Genomic DNA, 14,340 nt, shown 5'->3' on the forward strand with positions numbered 1-14,340 from the left:
CTGGAGGTTCTGAAAAGCATGATCGGTTTCTCCCTTTCGAAGGTGATCGGGCAGGGCCGTTGCGGATTGGCCACACATCGGCCCGCCCAGAGGATCCGCAAGGGATGCTGCCGCCTGACGTCGCGTCAGGAGCAACCAGGAGAAATCGGCGACGTTCGGACTTGCACCTGACGTCGCGTCAGGTAATAGCGTCGATCCGGGTGATCCACATGGATGAACGGTTCTGGAAGATCGGCGACCTGGCAGCGGCGACAGGTCTCACTGTCCGTGCCCTGCATCATTTCGACCAGATCGGGCTGTTGGCGCCGGCGCGACGTACGCCAGCCGGGCACCGGGTCTACACCGACGGCGACGTCCGCCGGCTGTACCAGATCCTCGCGTTGCGCCAGCTCGGCATACCGCTGGCCCAGATCGCCGAGTCGCTCGACGGCGACCCCGATGGCCTCGGCTCGGCGGTACGTGCCCAGCTCGCCTGCGTCGAGCGAACCATCGAGGCGCAGCGCCACCTGCGTATCCGGCTCACGGCCCTGCTTCAGGCCATCCAGCGCGCCACCGAGCCGTCCATCGACCAACTCATCCAAGCCATGGAGGCACTGGTGCAGGCGAACGACTTCACGCCCGAGCAACTGGCACAGGCGAAACAGCGACACCTGGAGCCCGGATTCCCCGACAGGTTCGCCGAATGGCAACGGCAGGGCACGGAGATCGTCGCCGAGCTCCAGACGCACATCGAGGGCGGAACGGACCCGGCCGATCCCGCCGTACAGCAGTTGGCCCAGCGGTGGACCGCAGTAATGCGGGACATGGCGGGCGGAGAACCGGCCATGATGTCGTCGATCTACGCCCGGATCGAACGGAAAGGGCCCGAGGCCGCGACCCGCGGCGTGCTGACCGCGCAGGTTTGGAACTACCTCAGGCGAGCATTCGCCATCGGCTTCGGCGCTTGACGGCCTCTTCGAGGGATTGAGAACAACGGAAGTGAGAACGATGCGCCGTCAGACGTTCCTCCGGCCCGGCCGCGATCTCGACGGCCACTTCGGCTGTTGCCGGAGGGAGCTCATGTCGGCCGCCGGGCGGCCGTCGCTGCACCGGCCTGGGCAATGTACCGGATAACGTGCCGGAGTCGCGCACTACAGCGGGGAGACGTTCCCCTGGTCGCTAGGCCGCCGCAGTCAGAAATCCCGCCTCGCGGGCCCGGGGGGCGTCCGCGTCGGCCGGGGACGTCTACGGGACGTTCTGGGGGGTGCTCGGCGTCCTGATCGTCCTCGGCGGCGAAGAAGCTCAGGAACAGCCGTCGGTGATTGGACGCCTGGGATCAGGCGAGGGTGAGCGGCCCGCCGGCCAGGTACGCCGCCAGCGGACCGATCATCTGAGGCCGTGTCGGCGGATGCAGGGCCAGCCCGCTGGCGAAGGCGGCAAGGTGGGCGACCTCATTGAAGGCCGTGGAGTCGAGGTTGTTGCCGAGCAGTTCGACCGCGCAGGCCAGAGCAGGCCATCACCCGCCCCATAAACCGCAAAACCCGCCACCCCATCGCAGCGCCCCGCTCACCGTCGGCTTCGCCATGCCCAACGGCCGGATCTCGCTCCCCCACCAGAGGCCTGACACCACCTGGGCCTTCCCAGACCCCGCTCCACGCGCCCCAGACCAGGACGAACCAGGCTCGGAACACCCGAAACGATGAGATCCCGCCCAATCGCAATGATCGGACGGGATCCCGTCAACATCAGTCCAGCCGTCTCAAGAACGGCCCTGCTCGGTGTTGACGATGTTCGTCATGCTCGGCCCTTTCTGTTCGCGGGGTGGGCGAGCAGGCGTAGTCCGACGGCGCTCAGGTCGCCGTCTGTGATCCGGAGCTCCTCGATCTGCTGGAGGGAGGCGAAAAGCCGGGTGGCGGTGTCGTCGTTGAGCTCGTTGGCGAGGTAGCGATGCAGGTAGGGGACGCGTACGAGCTCGTGGATCTCGAAGGCCGCACGGATCGCGTCCACCATGGTGTCGCCTGAGTGCAGGCGGTGCTCGTCGCGGTGCTGGTTCACCCATTTCGCGTGGGGGTCTTTCACAGCGGCGCCGTGCTCCGGCGACGCGGTCAGGCCGGTTCCGGCCAGTACTGCGCCGATGTCGTAGAACCACGACGCGGTGGCGCGATCGGCGCGTTCCCAGGCGAACTCGTCGACGATCAGGATTCCGCCTGGGGCCAGCAGCGCTCGTGCCCGCTCGACTGCTTCCGCCAGCCGGGCGGTGTGGTGCAGCGACAGGGAGAACACGATCGCGTCGAACGCGCGGTCGTTGTAGTCGGCGATGTCGGACTCGATCGCGGCGACGCCGAGAGCGGTCGTTGCGGCGACGGCTTCGGGGTCGATGTCGACTGCGGCCACCGCGTAACCGGCGCGGGCGAGCGCGAGCGCGAGGTGGCCACGCCCGCAGCCTGCGTCGAGGACGCGCGCCGGGGCGGGCGGCAGCCACTCGGTCAGGAAGGCCAATTGGCTGGCGACGGCGGGTACGGCCTCTCCGGCCGCTGTGCTGGTAGTCGGGGTCACCGGTTCAGGGTGGGCTGGCAGCAGGCATAAGCACAACTGCAGGTCGGTTGGGGCAGCTATACGCTTGGCGCATGTTGGACACGTGGGCGTTGCAGGTGCTCGTCGCGGTTGCCGACCATGGGTCGTTCTCCGGCGCCGCCGAGGCACTCTCGATGACCCAACCCGCGATCTCCCGTCAGATCGCGGGCTTGGAGAGACGAGTGGGAATGCGGCTGTTCACCCGGGTGCCGCGTGGAGTGCGGCCGACCCCCGCCGGAGAGGTCGCGGTCGAATTGGCGCGCGACAGCCTGGCCCGCCTGCGAACGCTGGAGGCCAGACTGGCGTCCTTTGCCATGCTGGCGTCGGGCGAGCTGCGGCTGTCCGCCTTCACGAGTGCCAACATCGTGCTCGTGCCCGAGGCGTTGCGCCGTTTCGCCAGCGCCTACCCCGGTGTGTCACTCAGCCTGCTGCAGACGGATCAGGCGGCACTCCTCACAGCGGTGGGGGACGGCCGGATCGATCTCGCACTCGTCACGGACTGGCACCTTAGTGCAGACCACGACACGACTGATGCGAGCGTGCCTCAGCGTGCCGTCGACGGCGTCGAGTTGATCCCCCTGCTCGCCGAGGAGTTGTGGGTCGCACTGCCTGCCGGGCACCGGCTGGCCCGGCAGCGCCGGGTACGCCTGTCGGATCTTGTGGAGGAGACCTGGATCGAAGGCAGCCACCCCGACTGTCTCGGCCCCACCACACCTCTGTCCGAGGCGCTCGGTGCCGCTCCGCGCATCGGTTTCTGGTGCGACGACTGGAACAGCAAGCAGGCGCTCGTCACGGCGGGCGCGGGCGTGATGCTCGTGCCCACTCTGGCGCACTCGGCCATCCGGCCCGACGTGGTCCTGCGAGCCACCATCCCACCCCTGCCGACCCGCGGCCTGTACGTCGCGGTGGCGGTCCCGCCGTTACGCGCCCCCGCGGTCGACGCCATGCTCGGGATACTGACCGACCTCCTCGCTCAGCCGAGCTTTCTGACGAGGAGGACCCGCCGGTAGGGAGGACCCGCCACTTTACAAGTATGGAAGTGGATTGAGCGTGCCCGCATTCGAGATGCCTTCGGCACACGCCAGGATGATGCGGGCCTGCTCAGCTCGATGCCGTCCGACGCACCCACTCAAGACAGCGTGATCTCCACCGCGGAAGGCCCTGAATACGACACCACAACAGGCTAATAAATTTCAGGCGCATGACACTAGCGGCCCCCGGGGCTTGGGTGGCCGGGGTGATCTGGTCGGCATAGGGCCCGGTTTGGGTGTCGGCCAGATTGTTCGGCCCGGCCCGCAGGACGCCGGACAGGTGGTTGGCCACCAGCATTGCGGGCTGGAGGACCATCGAGACGTCCGTCCGCTTAGCCTGCGTCAGTGCAGAGTTGGGAGGTCAAGGCGGTGCGGGCCCACTCTTCCCACGTGTCCGGTGACCAGCCGCGGTCGCGGACGAAGATCAGGTAGAGCTGCGGGCTGAGCAGGCCGAACAGCAGGTCCGCCGCCATCTCGACGGAGAGGCCGGGACGGGTGTCGGGCTTGCGGGCCAGGGCTTCGGCCGCTGCGTACTGCACGGTGTAACGCGGGTCGGGGCCGTCCGGCCACTGTGCGGCGATCTCAGGGTCGGTGGCCGCGGCAGCCGCGATCAGCGGCATGATCGGGGCGACCCGGCCCAGGATCTCGCGGGTGCCGTGGACGTGCGCGCGCAGTTGCCCGGCCGCAGTGGGCTCGGCGCACGCGGCGCGAAACCACTCACGATCCATGGTGGCGACCGGCTCGGTATCCCCGGCAATGGACGCGTCGACGACGTCCTTGAACAACGTGCGCTTGTTGCGGAAAACGAAGTACACCGTCTGGACGGCCACGCCCGCCCGGTCCGCGACCTCCTGCAGACTCGTCGCCCCGTAACCCTGCGCGACGAACAGCTCGCGAGCCGCCTCGACGACCTTCTCACGGGTACGGCGTGAGCGCTCGGCCCTTTTGTCCGGCCGCTTGACTGTGTCCATATTGAGAGTATATCTCTAGAGCACGCCACTAGAGTTCAACTCTAGATTCATGGAGGAGACAATGGACCAGCCCAACGCCACCCAGCAGCCGGAACCGGACCTGGCCTCAACGCAGCGAGACCCGGAGGAGGAGTCCGTCCACCGCGCGCTGGAGCGCTACTACCGCACCGGCAAGCCACCGTGGGACACCGGCGTCACGCCGCCCGAGCTGGTCGCCCTGGTAGAGGGGCACGGCGCGCTGCCGCCCGGCCGCGCCCTCGAACTCGGCTGCGGCACGGGGACCAACGCCATCTACCTCGCACGGCACGGCTGGGAGGTGGCGGCCGTCGACCTGATCGACCGCGCCGTCGACCAGGCCAGAAAGAAGGCTGCGGAGGCGGGAGTGGCGGTACGGCTGCTGCACGGAGACGCCACCCGCCTCGACGAGCTGGACGTGCCGGGCCCCTTCGACCTGTTCTTCGACCTGAGCTGCTACTGCGGGATCCCACTGCACCGCCGCGACGCCTACGCCGCCGGGCTCACCCACCGCGCCGCTCCCGGAGCACGGTTGCTGATGTTCGGGTACGGCCCCGAGCCGTCCGGCAATCCGGCCCCCGAGGTCACATCGTGGGCGGCGGGCGTCACAGCCGACGAGCTCCGCGCCAGGTTCCCCGGCTGGGAACTACTCGACGTCACACCGGGCACCAACTCGGTGCCGACCTTCTGGTTCACACTACGCCGCGACGCCTAGCAATCTCCGGTCGCGGGTTTCTGCAGCTTTGCGGCAAATTTCCGCCGCCTGAGCAAGCCGAGCTTGGGCGGCGCAGTGGTCGACGTGCCGAGTGATGGCCCTGAGCGGCTGAACCCGGATTCACCTGAACGGCGAATCCGTGCTGCTCAACCGGCTCCAACACCCTCGCCCAACACCGCGGTGCCCTCGGGCGCTACGAGAACGTGGAGATCACCATGACAACCGACACCGTGACCCTGCGACCAGTCGGCCGGGTGATGGGCGGTCGCAGCGAGATGGCCGAAGACGACTGGCACGACGTTTGAGCCGTGATCCGGCTGGACGGTGAGACCTTCACCGCCTCGGCGGTGCTCGGCCTGGAGGGCTTCTCCCACCCGGAGGTCGTCTTCCTCTTCGATCGGATCGACCCAGCCAAGGTACGCACCGATCCCCGTCACCCACGAGGGAACCCGAGCGCGGCCCCTGTCGGGATCTTCGCCCACCGGGGGCCAAACCGTCCCAACCGTCTTGGTGTCTCCCGCTACCGACTCCTCGCCGTGGACGGCCTGAACTTGCACGTCGCCGACCTGGACGCGCTGTCAGGCACCCCCATCCTGGGTATCAAGCCGTACCTGATCGAGTGCGCCCCCCGCCATCCGGTCACCCAACCGGCCTGGGCCACCGAGCTCATGAGCTCCTGCTACTGAGGTTCCGGCCGGCGGGCCCCCGCCGGCCGTCCAGTGATCAACCTGGTCGCACGTGGACGACACCCACCGGCCGTGTCTGCGACCAGGCCGAGCACCGCTGCATCGTCCGATGAAGAGAGCTACCTGTATGAACGTATTTCTGTGGATACTGCAGGCCGTCCTGGCCGCCGCTTTCGGCTTGGTCGGGGTGATGAAAACCATCCGGCCCAAGGAGAAGCTGCGCCCCGCGATGCCTTGGGTGGAGGACTTCACCGCCACCCAGGTTCGCCTGATCGGCGTGGTCGAACTTCTCGGTGCCCTCGGCCTGATCCTGCCCGCCGTCACCGACATCGCCCCAACCCTCACTCCGCTGGCCGCCACCGGCCTGGCCATCACTATGCTCGGCGCAGCCGCCACCCACGCCCGCCGCAAGGAGTCGTCGGGCATCGCCGTCAACGTGGCCTTGCTCGCGCTGGCCGTTGTCATCGCCTGGGGCCGCTTCGGCCTTTACGCCTTCTGACCTCTGCCGAGTTCTAGAGAGTCCCAGCACAGGTGAGGGATTTCGTGAGGAACGCTCTGACCGACCAACTGAGCGCACCCCCTCAGTTCTCCGGCTTTCTAATGCCGGGACTTGGCCATCAGCATCAGCAGGCTCGCCCCGGCCTCGCCAAGGTGGAGTCGGGGCCGAGTTGCGGAACTCGTGCAGGTCCCAGCCCGCGCCCGGCCCCGGTCCGAGGTCGAGCTGTTTACTCATGTCGAGCTCGAACCTGCCGTACAGGTTCAGATGGGACCAGAACAGAGATGAAGACGGTGCGGATCACCCGGCCAAGTTCCTCGATGGCCCGGTGAGGTGTTTGGGGCCGCCGCGGGTGAAGCGGCGCAGCATCTGATGGGCCTCGGCGGTGCCCAGCCGTAGCGCCGTCGCGTACTTGATCATCTGGTCGTACTGGTTGGCGATCAATTCCCAGTCGATGGGTCTTGCCCGACAGGACGCCTTCCAGTTGCGGCCAGGCCTCGCCTTCGGCCAGGCCCGGCCGGTACAGGCGGGCCGAGCCGATGTTCTTCAGCCGGGGGAGCAGCTTGAAGTCCAGCAAGTGCGAGAAGGCAAAACCCACGATCGAAGCTCCGTGCGTATCGGTGTACTGGCGATCGATCTCCGCGCTGGTCAGATGCCGCAGCAGGCCCTCGATCATCGAGGCCACCTCGGAGTCGGTCGTCGACCGTACTTGGCTGTAGATGCAGACGTTCTTGCGTTCTACGTGCCAATACACCATGATTCCGGCACCGCCGTAGCGCTGGTGCCACTCGGTCATGAAGTTCGCCGACCAGGAACCGAACTTGCGCGAGTCCGACGCGCACGCCGTGCCCGGCCCCCACAGCGAGACATGGCGCACCTCCAGCGTCTTGTTGACCACCGTGGGGATCGCGGCGTGCAGGTTGTCGCGGTTGACGAACAGCCGGCGGGTCCGGCGCAGCGCCGCCTCGGTGTCGGCCTCCATCCCCTCGATCGCCGCGGTGCCGTCGGCGACCCGTTTGGTCCCCATGTTCGTGCCAAGCCCGAAGGTGCACAGCAGCAGCCGCCGGCGCAGCACCTTCGCGTCGGTCACCGTGCGCGAGGCCACCGAGGCGAACTCGCCGGTGAAGGCGGTGGCGTGGTCGACGTTCTTGATCAGTCCAGCAGGTCGATCACGCCCCAGCGGCGGGCGATCTCCTCCTTCAGCGCCTCCTGGTTCTCCGGCTCGATCTGCTTGCCCAGGGGCGGGACGCTGATCCACGGCTCGCCCTTCCTCTTGGTGATGCTCACCCCGCCCGTGGTGGCCTTCTTCAGCCCCTTGCCTCGCGCCGGCGGATGGCCTTACGCAGCGCCACCAGCACGCACAGCTCGTACGGGATGCGCTCCACCAGGCCGCTGTCGGGGTTGAGGACCGCGTCGCGCCAGTCGTCGGGCACCACGTGCTCCAGCGGCACCGCCTCGGCGGCGGCGTAGAAGTCGGTGTCGGAGCCGTCGTAGCGCTTCAGCAGGTCCAGGGCGTCCATCATCGGCTTGAAGGGTCCGCACCCGGGTACGCAGCTCCTTCTCGTTCGCCTTGGCCTCGGCGATGATGTCTTCCAGCGTCCGCTCGCCGACCACCGGATACAGGGCTTTGCGGACGATCTCCTCCGGCAGCTCCAGCGCCGCTGTGGCGAGTTTCACCAAGATCCCGTTCTTGCCCTGTACCCGCCGGAACTCGGCGTTGAGCTCGCCCGCGACCTTCTTCTCCGCCCGCACGCTGATCTTGTGCACGAGCTGGATCAGCAGCTCCACCAGCCCGTCGATCAGCTCCGCCTGCCGCACCTGGCACGACGCGGCCGGCAGGGTGAGGCGCACCGGCGGCGCCGCCGCCTCGAAATCGGATGGGTACATCTTCATCGCCCGGGCCCGCCAGCCCGCCACGACCTTCTCCGAGACCCCCTCGAACAACGCGGCAGGCAACCTGATCGCCTTGACCCGCTCCAGCTTCACGATCTCCGCCAGCAGCGTCTCCAGCTGCAGCGGCCCCGGGTCCTCCTTCAGCTCCTGCAAGAACGCGCGCCGACCGCCACTGGCGACAGTGGCGGCCTGAGTCTGCCCGGCCCCTTCCGGAATGTCTCCTTCCGGAGCGTCCCTGCCCGGCGACGGGGCGCCGGCCGGGGTGGCTTCGGCGACGATCAGCTCTTCCAGTTTGCCGACCGACTCGAACGACAAGCGCTGCACGGTCGTGGCGGTGAAGTTCCGCTCGCACATCGCCTCGGCCGCGCCCAGCACGCGTTCGATCCGGGTCGTCTTCGGCGGCTCGATACCGTCGACTCGCGGAAGTGGTGGAACTTCCTGATCTGCGCGCGGTGGTACTCGATCGTGCGCCCGGACCAGTCGTAGGCGGCGAACAACGCCGCGTCCACCTTGACCTGTCCCGCCATGAACTCCACCGCTGGGCGAGGTATGTCCTCCCGGCGCGGGAACCTGGCTTCCAGCTCGAAGAACTTCAGCATCAGACCGAAGCCGAACCGAGCCGCCCCGGATTTGTTCGCCAGCACGGCCCGCCGCCTCGCCGGTGAGAACACTCCCACATGGCGCGACACCTGAACCCGGGACCAGACAGGATTAAACGCCCACTGAGAACCGGGAACCGGACGGCCGGAACGAATCAGATGCAGTCGGGCCTTGGTGATCTTCTCTGGCAATCGAGGGTTTCTGAGAATCAAGCCTGGTCTTTTTCTGGGGCGCCAGACGGGGCATTTCGTGGTAAGCCGGTGTATTGCCCTGCCCGCAGCGCTTGGACCAGGACCTCGAGTTCGCGCGGCCGCGATCATCTCCGTGCCCAGCCCGCTGGCACGGAGACCCTGCAGGTGCCGAGTGCGAGATCGATGAGCAGATCTCCGGCCGGCCCCTGAATTGGTCCTTAATTGGCGTACAGGATCGGACCTTATCGAGTGTACCGATTCCTGTCAGGCTGAGTGGCATGACGACGACTGCAGCCCGCTTCGACGGCCAGGTGCTCACGCCTGGCGACGTCGGCTACGACACCGCCCGTACCGTCTGGAACGCCATGATCGACCGGCGTCCACGCATGATCGTCCGCGCGGCGGGCGTCGCCGACGTGGTCGCCGCCGTCCGGCTGGCCCGCGAACTGGACCTCGAGATCGGCGTGCGCTGTGGTGGCCACAACGCCGCCGGCTTCGCCGTGCCTGACGGTGGTCTCATGATCGACCTGACGCCCATGGGCGGGGTGCGGGTCGACCCGGCCCGCCGCCGGGCCCGGGTGCAGGGCGGCGCGCTGCTCGGCGCGCTGGACCGGGCGTCTCAGGCGTACGGTCTGGCCACCACCGCCGGCAACGTCTCACACACCGGCGTCGGCGGGCTCACGCTCGGCGGCGGCATGGGCTGGCTGGCCCGCCAGTACGGCCTGGCCTGCGACAACGTCGTCTCCTACACGATGGTCACCGCCGAGGGCGACGTGGTGACCGCGAGCCGTACCGACAACCCCGACCTGTTCTGGGGGCTGCGCGGCGGTGGTGGCAATTTCGGCATCGTGACCGAGTTCGAGTTCGAGTTGCATCACGTCGGCACGCGGACGCTGGTCGCCGAGTTCGACTTCCGCGCCGAGGACGCCGTCCCGGTCATCGAGGGCTGGCGCGACCTGAATGCCGTCGCGCCCCGGCAGGCGACGTTCACCGCCAGTGTCACCGGCGCTGCCTCTGGCCCGATCGCCACGCTGGGGTTCGTGTGGGTCGGCGACCCGGCCGAGGGCCGCCGGCTGCTCCCCGCGATGCGGGGGCTCGGGCGCCCCATTGCCTCCCGCGTCACCACCCCGTCCTACCTCGAACTTCAGCAACGCGAGGACTCCACCGGCGGCCACGCGTACCGCCGCTATTCCAAGGGGCACTACCTGCGGAGCTTTCCCACCGCGGCGATCGAGGCGTTCTTGCTGCGCGGCGGCTCCGACCTGAGCGCGAGCCCGGATCTGCCGGGCGTCGGCCTGCAGGCGCACGGCGGCGCGATAGCCGATGTCCCGGAAGCAGACGCGGCGTTCAGCCACCGCGGCACGATGTTCGAGTTCGGTGCCGGCACCCGCTGGAGCGACCCGGCCCAGGACGATGCCAGGATGGGGGCCGCCCGCGCCGCCGGTGCCGCGCTCGAGCCGTACGCCAGCGGAATCTACGTCAACTCGTTGACGGCCGACGAACTGGCCGATGGGCAGCGCGGCGTGCGGCGGGCGTACTCGGCCGCGAAGCTGGCCCGGCTGACCGCGGTGAAGACCGCGTACGACCCGGCGAACGTGTTCCACCTGAACCAGAACATCCGTCCGGCCCAGTGACCGGCCGCCTCAGGATTCCCGTACCTCCCGGATGGCCGTCGCCAGCAGCGCGACCCCCTCGGCGATGGCGCTCTCGCTGAGGATGGCGTAGCCGAAGATCAGGCCACCGGGCCCGGCGCCGGCGATCCGGAACGGCCCGACGCCCTGGATGCCGAGCCCGTGCCGGGCGGCTGCCGCCACCACCGCCGCCTCGTCGAGGTCGGGCGGGAGCCAGGCGACCACGTGCTGGCCGGCGGCGATCCCGGCCGGTCGCAGATCCGGCAAATGGGTGCGCAGCGCGTCCAGCAGCACGTCGCGGCGGCGCCGGTACACCGGACGCATCCGGCGCAGGTGACGGTCGAACTCACCGCGGCCGAGAAAGTCGGCGAACGTCAGCTGGTCGATGACCGACGAACCGCGGTCGGCGAGCAGCTTTGCCGCGGCGACGTCGGCGACCAGCTGGGCAGGCACTACCATCCAGCCGAGCCGCAACCCGGGCGCGAGTGTCTTGCTGGCCGTGCCGCAGTAGACGACGTGATCGGGCGCCAGGCCCTGCATGGCGCCCACCGGGGACCGGTCGTAGCGGTACTCCGCGTCGTAGTCGTCCTCGACCACGATCGCGCCGCGGCGCCTGGCCCAGCCGATCACCTCGGCCCTGGCCGCCGCCGACAGCACCCCACCGGTCGGCCACTGGTGCGACGGCGTGAGCACGACCGCATCGGCGTCGGCCCGATGGAGCGCATCGACCTGTACGCCGTCCGGACCCACCGGAATGCCTACCACCTCCAAGCCCGCGGCCCCGGCCAGCACCCGGGCATCATCGCCGGACGACGGGTCCTCCAGGGCGATCCGCCTGGCGCCGCGCCGCGCGAGCACCTGGATCAGCAGAGCGATGCCCTGCCCGTAGCCGTTGCAGACGACCACGTTGGCGGGGACGACCAGCGTGCCGCGAACCCGGTTGAGGTAGTCGCACAGGGCCTGGCGCAGTTCCGGCACACCGCGCCCGTCGAGGTAGGCGAACCGGTCGTTGGGTGTGGTGGTGAGCACGGTACGAACCGAGCGCAGCCAGGCGGGCCGCGGGAACTGCGACACGTCGGTACGCCCGTACCCGAAGTCGACCCTGAAGCCGACGCTGCGGGCGGCCGGCTGCCCCATCATGTCCGCGTCGGCGGCGGCCGGCGGCATCGACGCGGCGACCTGGGTGTAACCGCCCGATCGGCTGGCAAGATAGCCCTCGGCCACGAGCTGCTGGTACGCCTCCACGACCACCCCGCGGGAAACCCCGAGCCCGGCCGCGAGAGTGCGGGTGGGTGGCAGCGACGCACCCGCTCGCAACCGACCGGCCCGGATGCTCGCGCGGATGGACGCCTCGATCTGCCGGTGCAACGGCACCCCGGCGTCACGGTCCAGTTCGATGAGCAAGTCCTCGGCCAGCCCGGAATTGGTCCTCAATTGCCCCACAGGAACGGACCTTATCGGCGTGTACCAATTACCGCCAAGCAGGGGGACCTGCCGGGTCTATCGGTGGCGATCGCAGGCGGGAAGGTGCTCTGTTGTCTCACGATGTCCCGGGACGGCTTCGTGGCAGAGCGGCAAGGCGGTCATCAAAACGGCTCGCCCAGTTGGACGCCTCGAGGGCGAGTACTTACCAGTGCGGCGCAGCAGCTCGATCCAGTCTCGGCCGGAGGAGTGGCGGAGGGGCCGGCAATGCGGGACTCTCGGGCGATCCAACAGCCTGGTCTCGCCGTAACGACGGTGCCTCTTACCGGCAGACGTGCGTCGTCGGCAGAATCACCAAGCGCGCGGCCGGAACCCCTGCCCGCGACATTGCCGCGCCCGCGTACTGGCCCACCATGTGGTACCTGAATCTTCGGCGCCCTCCGCCACCGACGGATACCAGCCGTCCCTGCGGTAGGCGGCTGACAGCGTGACCAGCTTGTTGACCAGTGTCGGGGTGCCGGAGCGCGACCCCGCCGCCTTGTGAGTAGTCCATCACGTCCGCGCGCTCGACCGTCAACGCGCGCAGCAACGCCGCGGCATCATCCGCGAACCGCGAGTAGGACAGCTCGCGCGACGGGTCCGGCGTGCGGTCGTGCCCCTGTTGATCGAAGACAATCACGGTGCGCGTGAATTCAGAACTCTGTGTGTATCAGGGTGCGAGATCACCCGACAGAGCCCTCGCCGGGGGTTGGATCGAGGATCCGTCCGGTTACGGCGAGGTCGCGGTCAGTATGCGTCCTCCTGTCGTGTTCGCCGATGCTCCAGGCGTCTCCGTTGAGGACCTGCAGGCGGAGTTACGGGGCCGTTGGCGGCAGGCGACTCGGGTGGCGATGGTGCTGCCGCCGCTGCCTCCGGCGTCGGCCTGGCGGTCGGTGGCCTCGAAGGCTCGGTGGCTGGCACAGGGCCGCGGGGCCGTGAATCGGTCGGCGGCTGCGCCGCCAAGCGTCCCGGCTCACCCCGGTGTCAGCAAATCCCCGTGATGCGGGCCTCCCGGCCGCGGGTCTGACCGTTCACTGGGCGGTCGCCCCGCCGTCGATCGGCAGTGCCGCGCCGGTGATGAACGTCGCCTCATCACTGAGCAGGTAGGCGACCAGCCCGGCGATCTCGCGGGGATCGGCCACTCGTCCCGTCGGGTTGGGCGCGGAGAGCTCGTGCGTGGGCAGCTCCGCCGGCGCGCCGAGCAGCCGGCGGTACAGCGGCGTGTCGACGTTGCCGGTGACGAGCGCGTTGACCCGTACGCCGCGGTCGGCCCACTCCAGCGCGGCTGATCGGGTGAGGCCGACGACGCCGTGCTTGGCGGCGGTGTAAGCGGCCAGCCCTGGAACCGCGGAGACCCCTGCGGTGGAGGCGTTGTTGACCACGGCCCCGCCACCTGCCGCGCGGATGGCGGGGAGCTGGTGTTTGAGGCCGTGGAACACGCTGGTCAGGTTCAGATCGAGCTCGGCGCGCCAGGCGTCGCCGGCGATCCGGTCGAGCGGTCCTGCGGCGACCACCCCGCCGACGTTGTTGACGGCGCAGTCCAGTCGGCCGAACTCGGCCGCCGCGGCCTCGACCGCCGCCGCGACATCGCCCTCCACGGTCGCGTCACAGCGGACGAACAACGCCTGGCCGCCGCTCGCGACGATGTCAGCGGCCAGGCCCTTGCCCAGGTCGGCGCGCCGGCCGGTGGCGACGACGATGGCTCCCTCAGCGGCGGCGCGCAACGATATGGCCCGGCCGATGCCTGAGGTGGCGCCGACGACCATGACCACTTTCGACTTCAGCCGGGCGGTGGCGCCCCATTGGTTGTCGGACATGGTGCGATCAGCATATCCAGCCCTGTCCGGGCTCAGTCGCCGGCTACCTGATCGGCTTCACGGGACGACTTCAGCGGGCGCCGGCCAGGGCCGGCAGCGCCTCTGGTTCACCGCCGGAGCGATCGTCTCCGTCGCCGCGCCGACGTTCATCAGCACACCCGCCCTTGTCACTGCCCCGGCGCCTCGACACCCGACGGCAAGGGGAACAGCCCCCAGCGTGTCAAGCGAACTAGCTGGTCAGCCGCTTGAAGGCCAGTAAGCCAACCGCGGCCTCGTCCCG

Annotated in this window: 15 protein-coding genes; 7 read left to right on the plus strand and 8 right to left on the minus strand. The window is 68.9% G+C overall.

Annotated elements, in window-relative coordinates; all coding sequences use genetic code 11:
- The first annotated feature begins 209 nt into the window (after positions 1 to 209).
- Together HD596_RS43935 and HD596_RS43940 are read left to right on the plus strand one after the other, a co-directional pair.
- Entirely contained in the window at positions 210 to 947 is a 738-nt protein-coding gene (locus tag HD596_RS43935; RefSeq protein ID WP_185075298.1) for a MerR family transcriptional regulator, read from the plus strand.
- 296 nt (positions 948 to 1,243) lie between these two features.
- A complete protein-coding gene (locus tag HD596_RS43940; RefSeq protein ID WP_185075299.1) occupies positions 1,244 to 1,510 on the plus strand; it encodes a hypothetical protein in 267 nt (88 codons plus the stop codon).
- A 263-nt stretch (positions 1,511 to 1,773) separates the two neighbouring features.
- Here the strand turns inward: HD596_RS43940 and HD596_RS43945 are convergent, their stop codons facing one another.
- A complete protein-coding gene (locus HD596_RS43945; protein ID WP_221519837.1) occupies positions 1,774 to 2,535 on the minus strand; it encodes a class I SAM-dependent methyltransferase in 762 nt (253 codons plus the stop codon).
- Between the two features lie 71 nt (positions 2,536 to 2,606).
- On the opposite strand from HD596_RS43945, the gene HD596_RS43950 reads away from it, so the two are divergent.
- Entirely contained in the window at positions 2,607 to 3,563 is a 957-nt protein-coding gene (locus tag HD596_RS43950; protein WP_221519838.1) for a LysR family transcriptional regulator, read from the plus strand.
- Positions 3,564 to 3,916: 353 nt separating this feature from the next.
- On the opposite strand, the gene HD596_RS43955 is transcribed toward HD596_RS43950, so the two are convergent.
- A complete protein-coding gene (locus HD596_RS43955; RefSeq protein ID WP_185075301.1) occupies positions 3,917 to 4,555 on the minus strand; it encodes a TetR/AcrR family transcriptional regulator in 639 nt (212 codons plus the stop codon).
- Between the two features lie 61 nt (positions 4,556 to 4,616).
- Here HD596_RS43955 and HD596_RS43960 point away from each other — a divergent pair, with 61 nt between their 5' ends.
- The 3 genes from HD596_RS43960 (at position 4,617) to HD596_RS43970 (ending at position 6,470) form a co-directional block, all read left to right on the plus strand.
- Positions 4,617 to 5,285, plus strand: a complete 669-nt coding sequence (locus HD596_RS43960; protein WP_185075302.1) for a class I SAM-dependent methyltransferase — start codon at positions 4,617 to 4,619, stop codon at positions 5,283 to 5,285.
- A gap of 308 nt (positions 5,286 to 5,593) precedes the next feature.
- Entirely contained in the window at positions 5,594 to 5,971 is a 378-nt protein-coding gene (locus HD596_RS43965) for a TrmO family methyltransferase domain-containing protein (protein WP_221519839.1), read from the plus strand.
- Between the two features lie 109 nt (positions 5,972 to 6,080).
- Positions 6,081 to 6,470, plus strand: a complete 390-nt coding sequence (locus HD596_RS43970; protein ID WP_246555305.1) for a DoxX family protein — start codon at positions 6,081 to 6,083, stop codon at positions 6,468 to 6,470.
- Between the two features lie 226 nt (positions 6,471 to 6,696).
- Here HD596_RS43970 and HD596_RS43975 read toward each other — a convergent pair whose 3' ends face one another.
- From HD596_RS43975 to HD596_RS65930, 4 genes are read right to left on the minus strand one after another with little or no spacing between them, the layout of a single operon-like run.
- Entirely contained in the window at positions 6,697 to 7,572 is an 876-nt protein-coding gene (locus tag HD596_RS43975; protein WP_313046329.1) for a Tn3 family transposase, read from the minus strand.
- 47 nt (positions 7,573 to 7,619) lie between these two features.
- The gene (locus HD596_RS64235) at positions 7,620 to 7,754 is read right to left on the minus strand and encodes a hypothetical protein (RefSeq protein ID WP_281398314.1); all 135 of its coding nucleotides are present in this window, start codon (positions 7,752 to 7,754) and stop codon (positions 7,620 to 7,622) included.
- A 51-nt stretch (positions 7,755 to 7,805) separates the two neighbouring features.
- Positions 7,806 to 8,735 (minus strand): hypothetical protein, encoded by a 930-nt coding sequence (locus HD596_RS43980; RefSeq protein WP_185075304.1) that lies wholly within the window; start codon positions 8,733 to 8,735, stop codon positions 7,806 to 7,808.
- Positions 8,639 to 9,280 (minus strand): DUF4158 domain-containing protein, encoded by a 642-nt coding sequence (locus tag HD596_RS65930; RefSeq protein WP_376776034.1) that lies wholly within the window; start codon positions 9,278 to 9,280, stop codon positions 8,639 to 8,641. The genes HD596_RS43980 and HD596_RS65930 overlap by 97 nt, the downstream gene beginning before the upstream one ends.
- Before the next feature lie 149 nt (positions 9,281 to 9,429).
- Here HD596_RS65930 and HD596_RS43990 point away from each other — a divergent pair, with 149 nt between their 5' ends.
- Positions 9,430 to 10,785 (plus strand): FAD-binding oxidoreductase, encoded by a 1,356-nt coding sequence (locus tag HD596_RS43990; protein ID WP_185075306.1) that lies wholly within the window; start codon positions 9,430 to 9,432, stop codon positions 10,783 to 10,785.
- A 9-nt stretch (positions 10,786 to 10,794) separates the two neighbouring features.
- Here the strand turns inward: HD596_RS43990 and pdxR are convergent, their stop codons facing one another.
- Both pdxR and HD596_RS44000 read right to left on the minus strand, forming a co-directional pair.
- Positions 10,795 to 12,225 (minus strand): MocR-like pyridoxine biosynthesis transcription factor PdxR, encoded by a 1,431-nt coding sequence (gene pdxR, locus HD596_RS43995; protein ID WP_185075307.1) that lies wholly within the window; start codon positions 12,223 to 12,225, stop codon positions 10,795 to 10,797.
- A gap of 1,049 nt (positions 12,226 to 13,274) precedes the next feature.
- Positions 13,275 to 14,060 (minus strand): SDR family NAD(P)-dependent oxidoreductase, encoded by a 786-nt coding sequence (locus HD596_RS44000; protein WP_185075308.1) that lies wholly within the window; start codon positions 14,058 to 14,060, stop codon positions 13,275 to 13,277.
- Positions 14,061 to 14,340: the final 280 nt, after the last annotated feature.

Origin of the sequence: Nonomuraea jabiensis, assembly GCF_014204795.1 — a bacterium.
GTDB classification, from domain to species: Bacteria; Actinomycetota; Actinomycetes; order Streptosporangiales; family Streptosporangiaceae; genus Nonomuraea; species Nonomuraea jabiensis.

Excerpts from the sequence above, each read along its gene's own strand:
- HD596_RS43970 (WP_246555305.1), top strand. The coding sequence starts at position 6,081 with ATGAAGAGAGCTACCTGTATGAACGTATTTCTGTGGATACTGCAGGCC.
- HD596_RS43990 (WP_185075306.1), top strand. The coding sequence starts at position 9,430 with ATGACGACGACTGCAGCCCGCTTCGACGGCCAGGTGCTCACGCCTGGC.
- HD596_RS65930 (WP_376776034.1), bottom strand. The coding sequence starts at position 9,280 with ATGATCGCGGCCGCGCGAACTCGAGGTCCTGGTCCAAGCGCTGCGGGC.
- HD596_RS43960 (WP_185075302.1), top strand. The coding sequence starts at position 4,617 with ATGGACCAGCCCAACGCCACCCAGCAGCCGGAACCGGACCTGGCCTCA.
- HD596_RS43950 (WP_221519838.1), top strand. The coding sequence starts at position 2,607 with ATGTTGGACACGTGGGCGTTGCAGGTGCTCGTCGCGGTTGCCGACCAT.
- HD596_RS43955 (WP_185075301.1), bottom strand. The coding sequence starts at position 4,555 with ATGGACACAGTCAAGCGGCCGGACAAAAGGGCCGAGCGCTCACGCCGT.
- HD596_RS43935 (WP_185075298.1), top strand. The coding sequence starts at position 210 with ATGGATGAACGGTTCTGGAAGATCGGCGACCTGGCAGCGGCGACAGGT.
- HD596_RS44000 (WP_185075308.1), bottom strand. The coding sequence starts at position 14,060 with ATGTCCGACAACCAATGGGGCGCCACCGCCCGGCTGAAGTCGAAAGTG.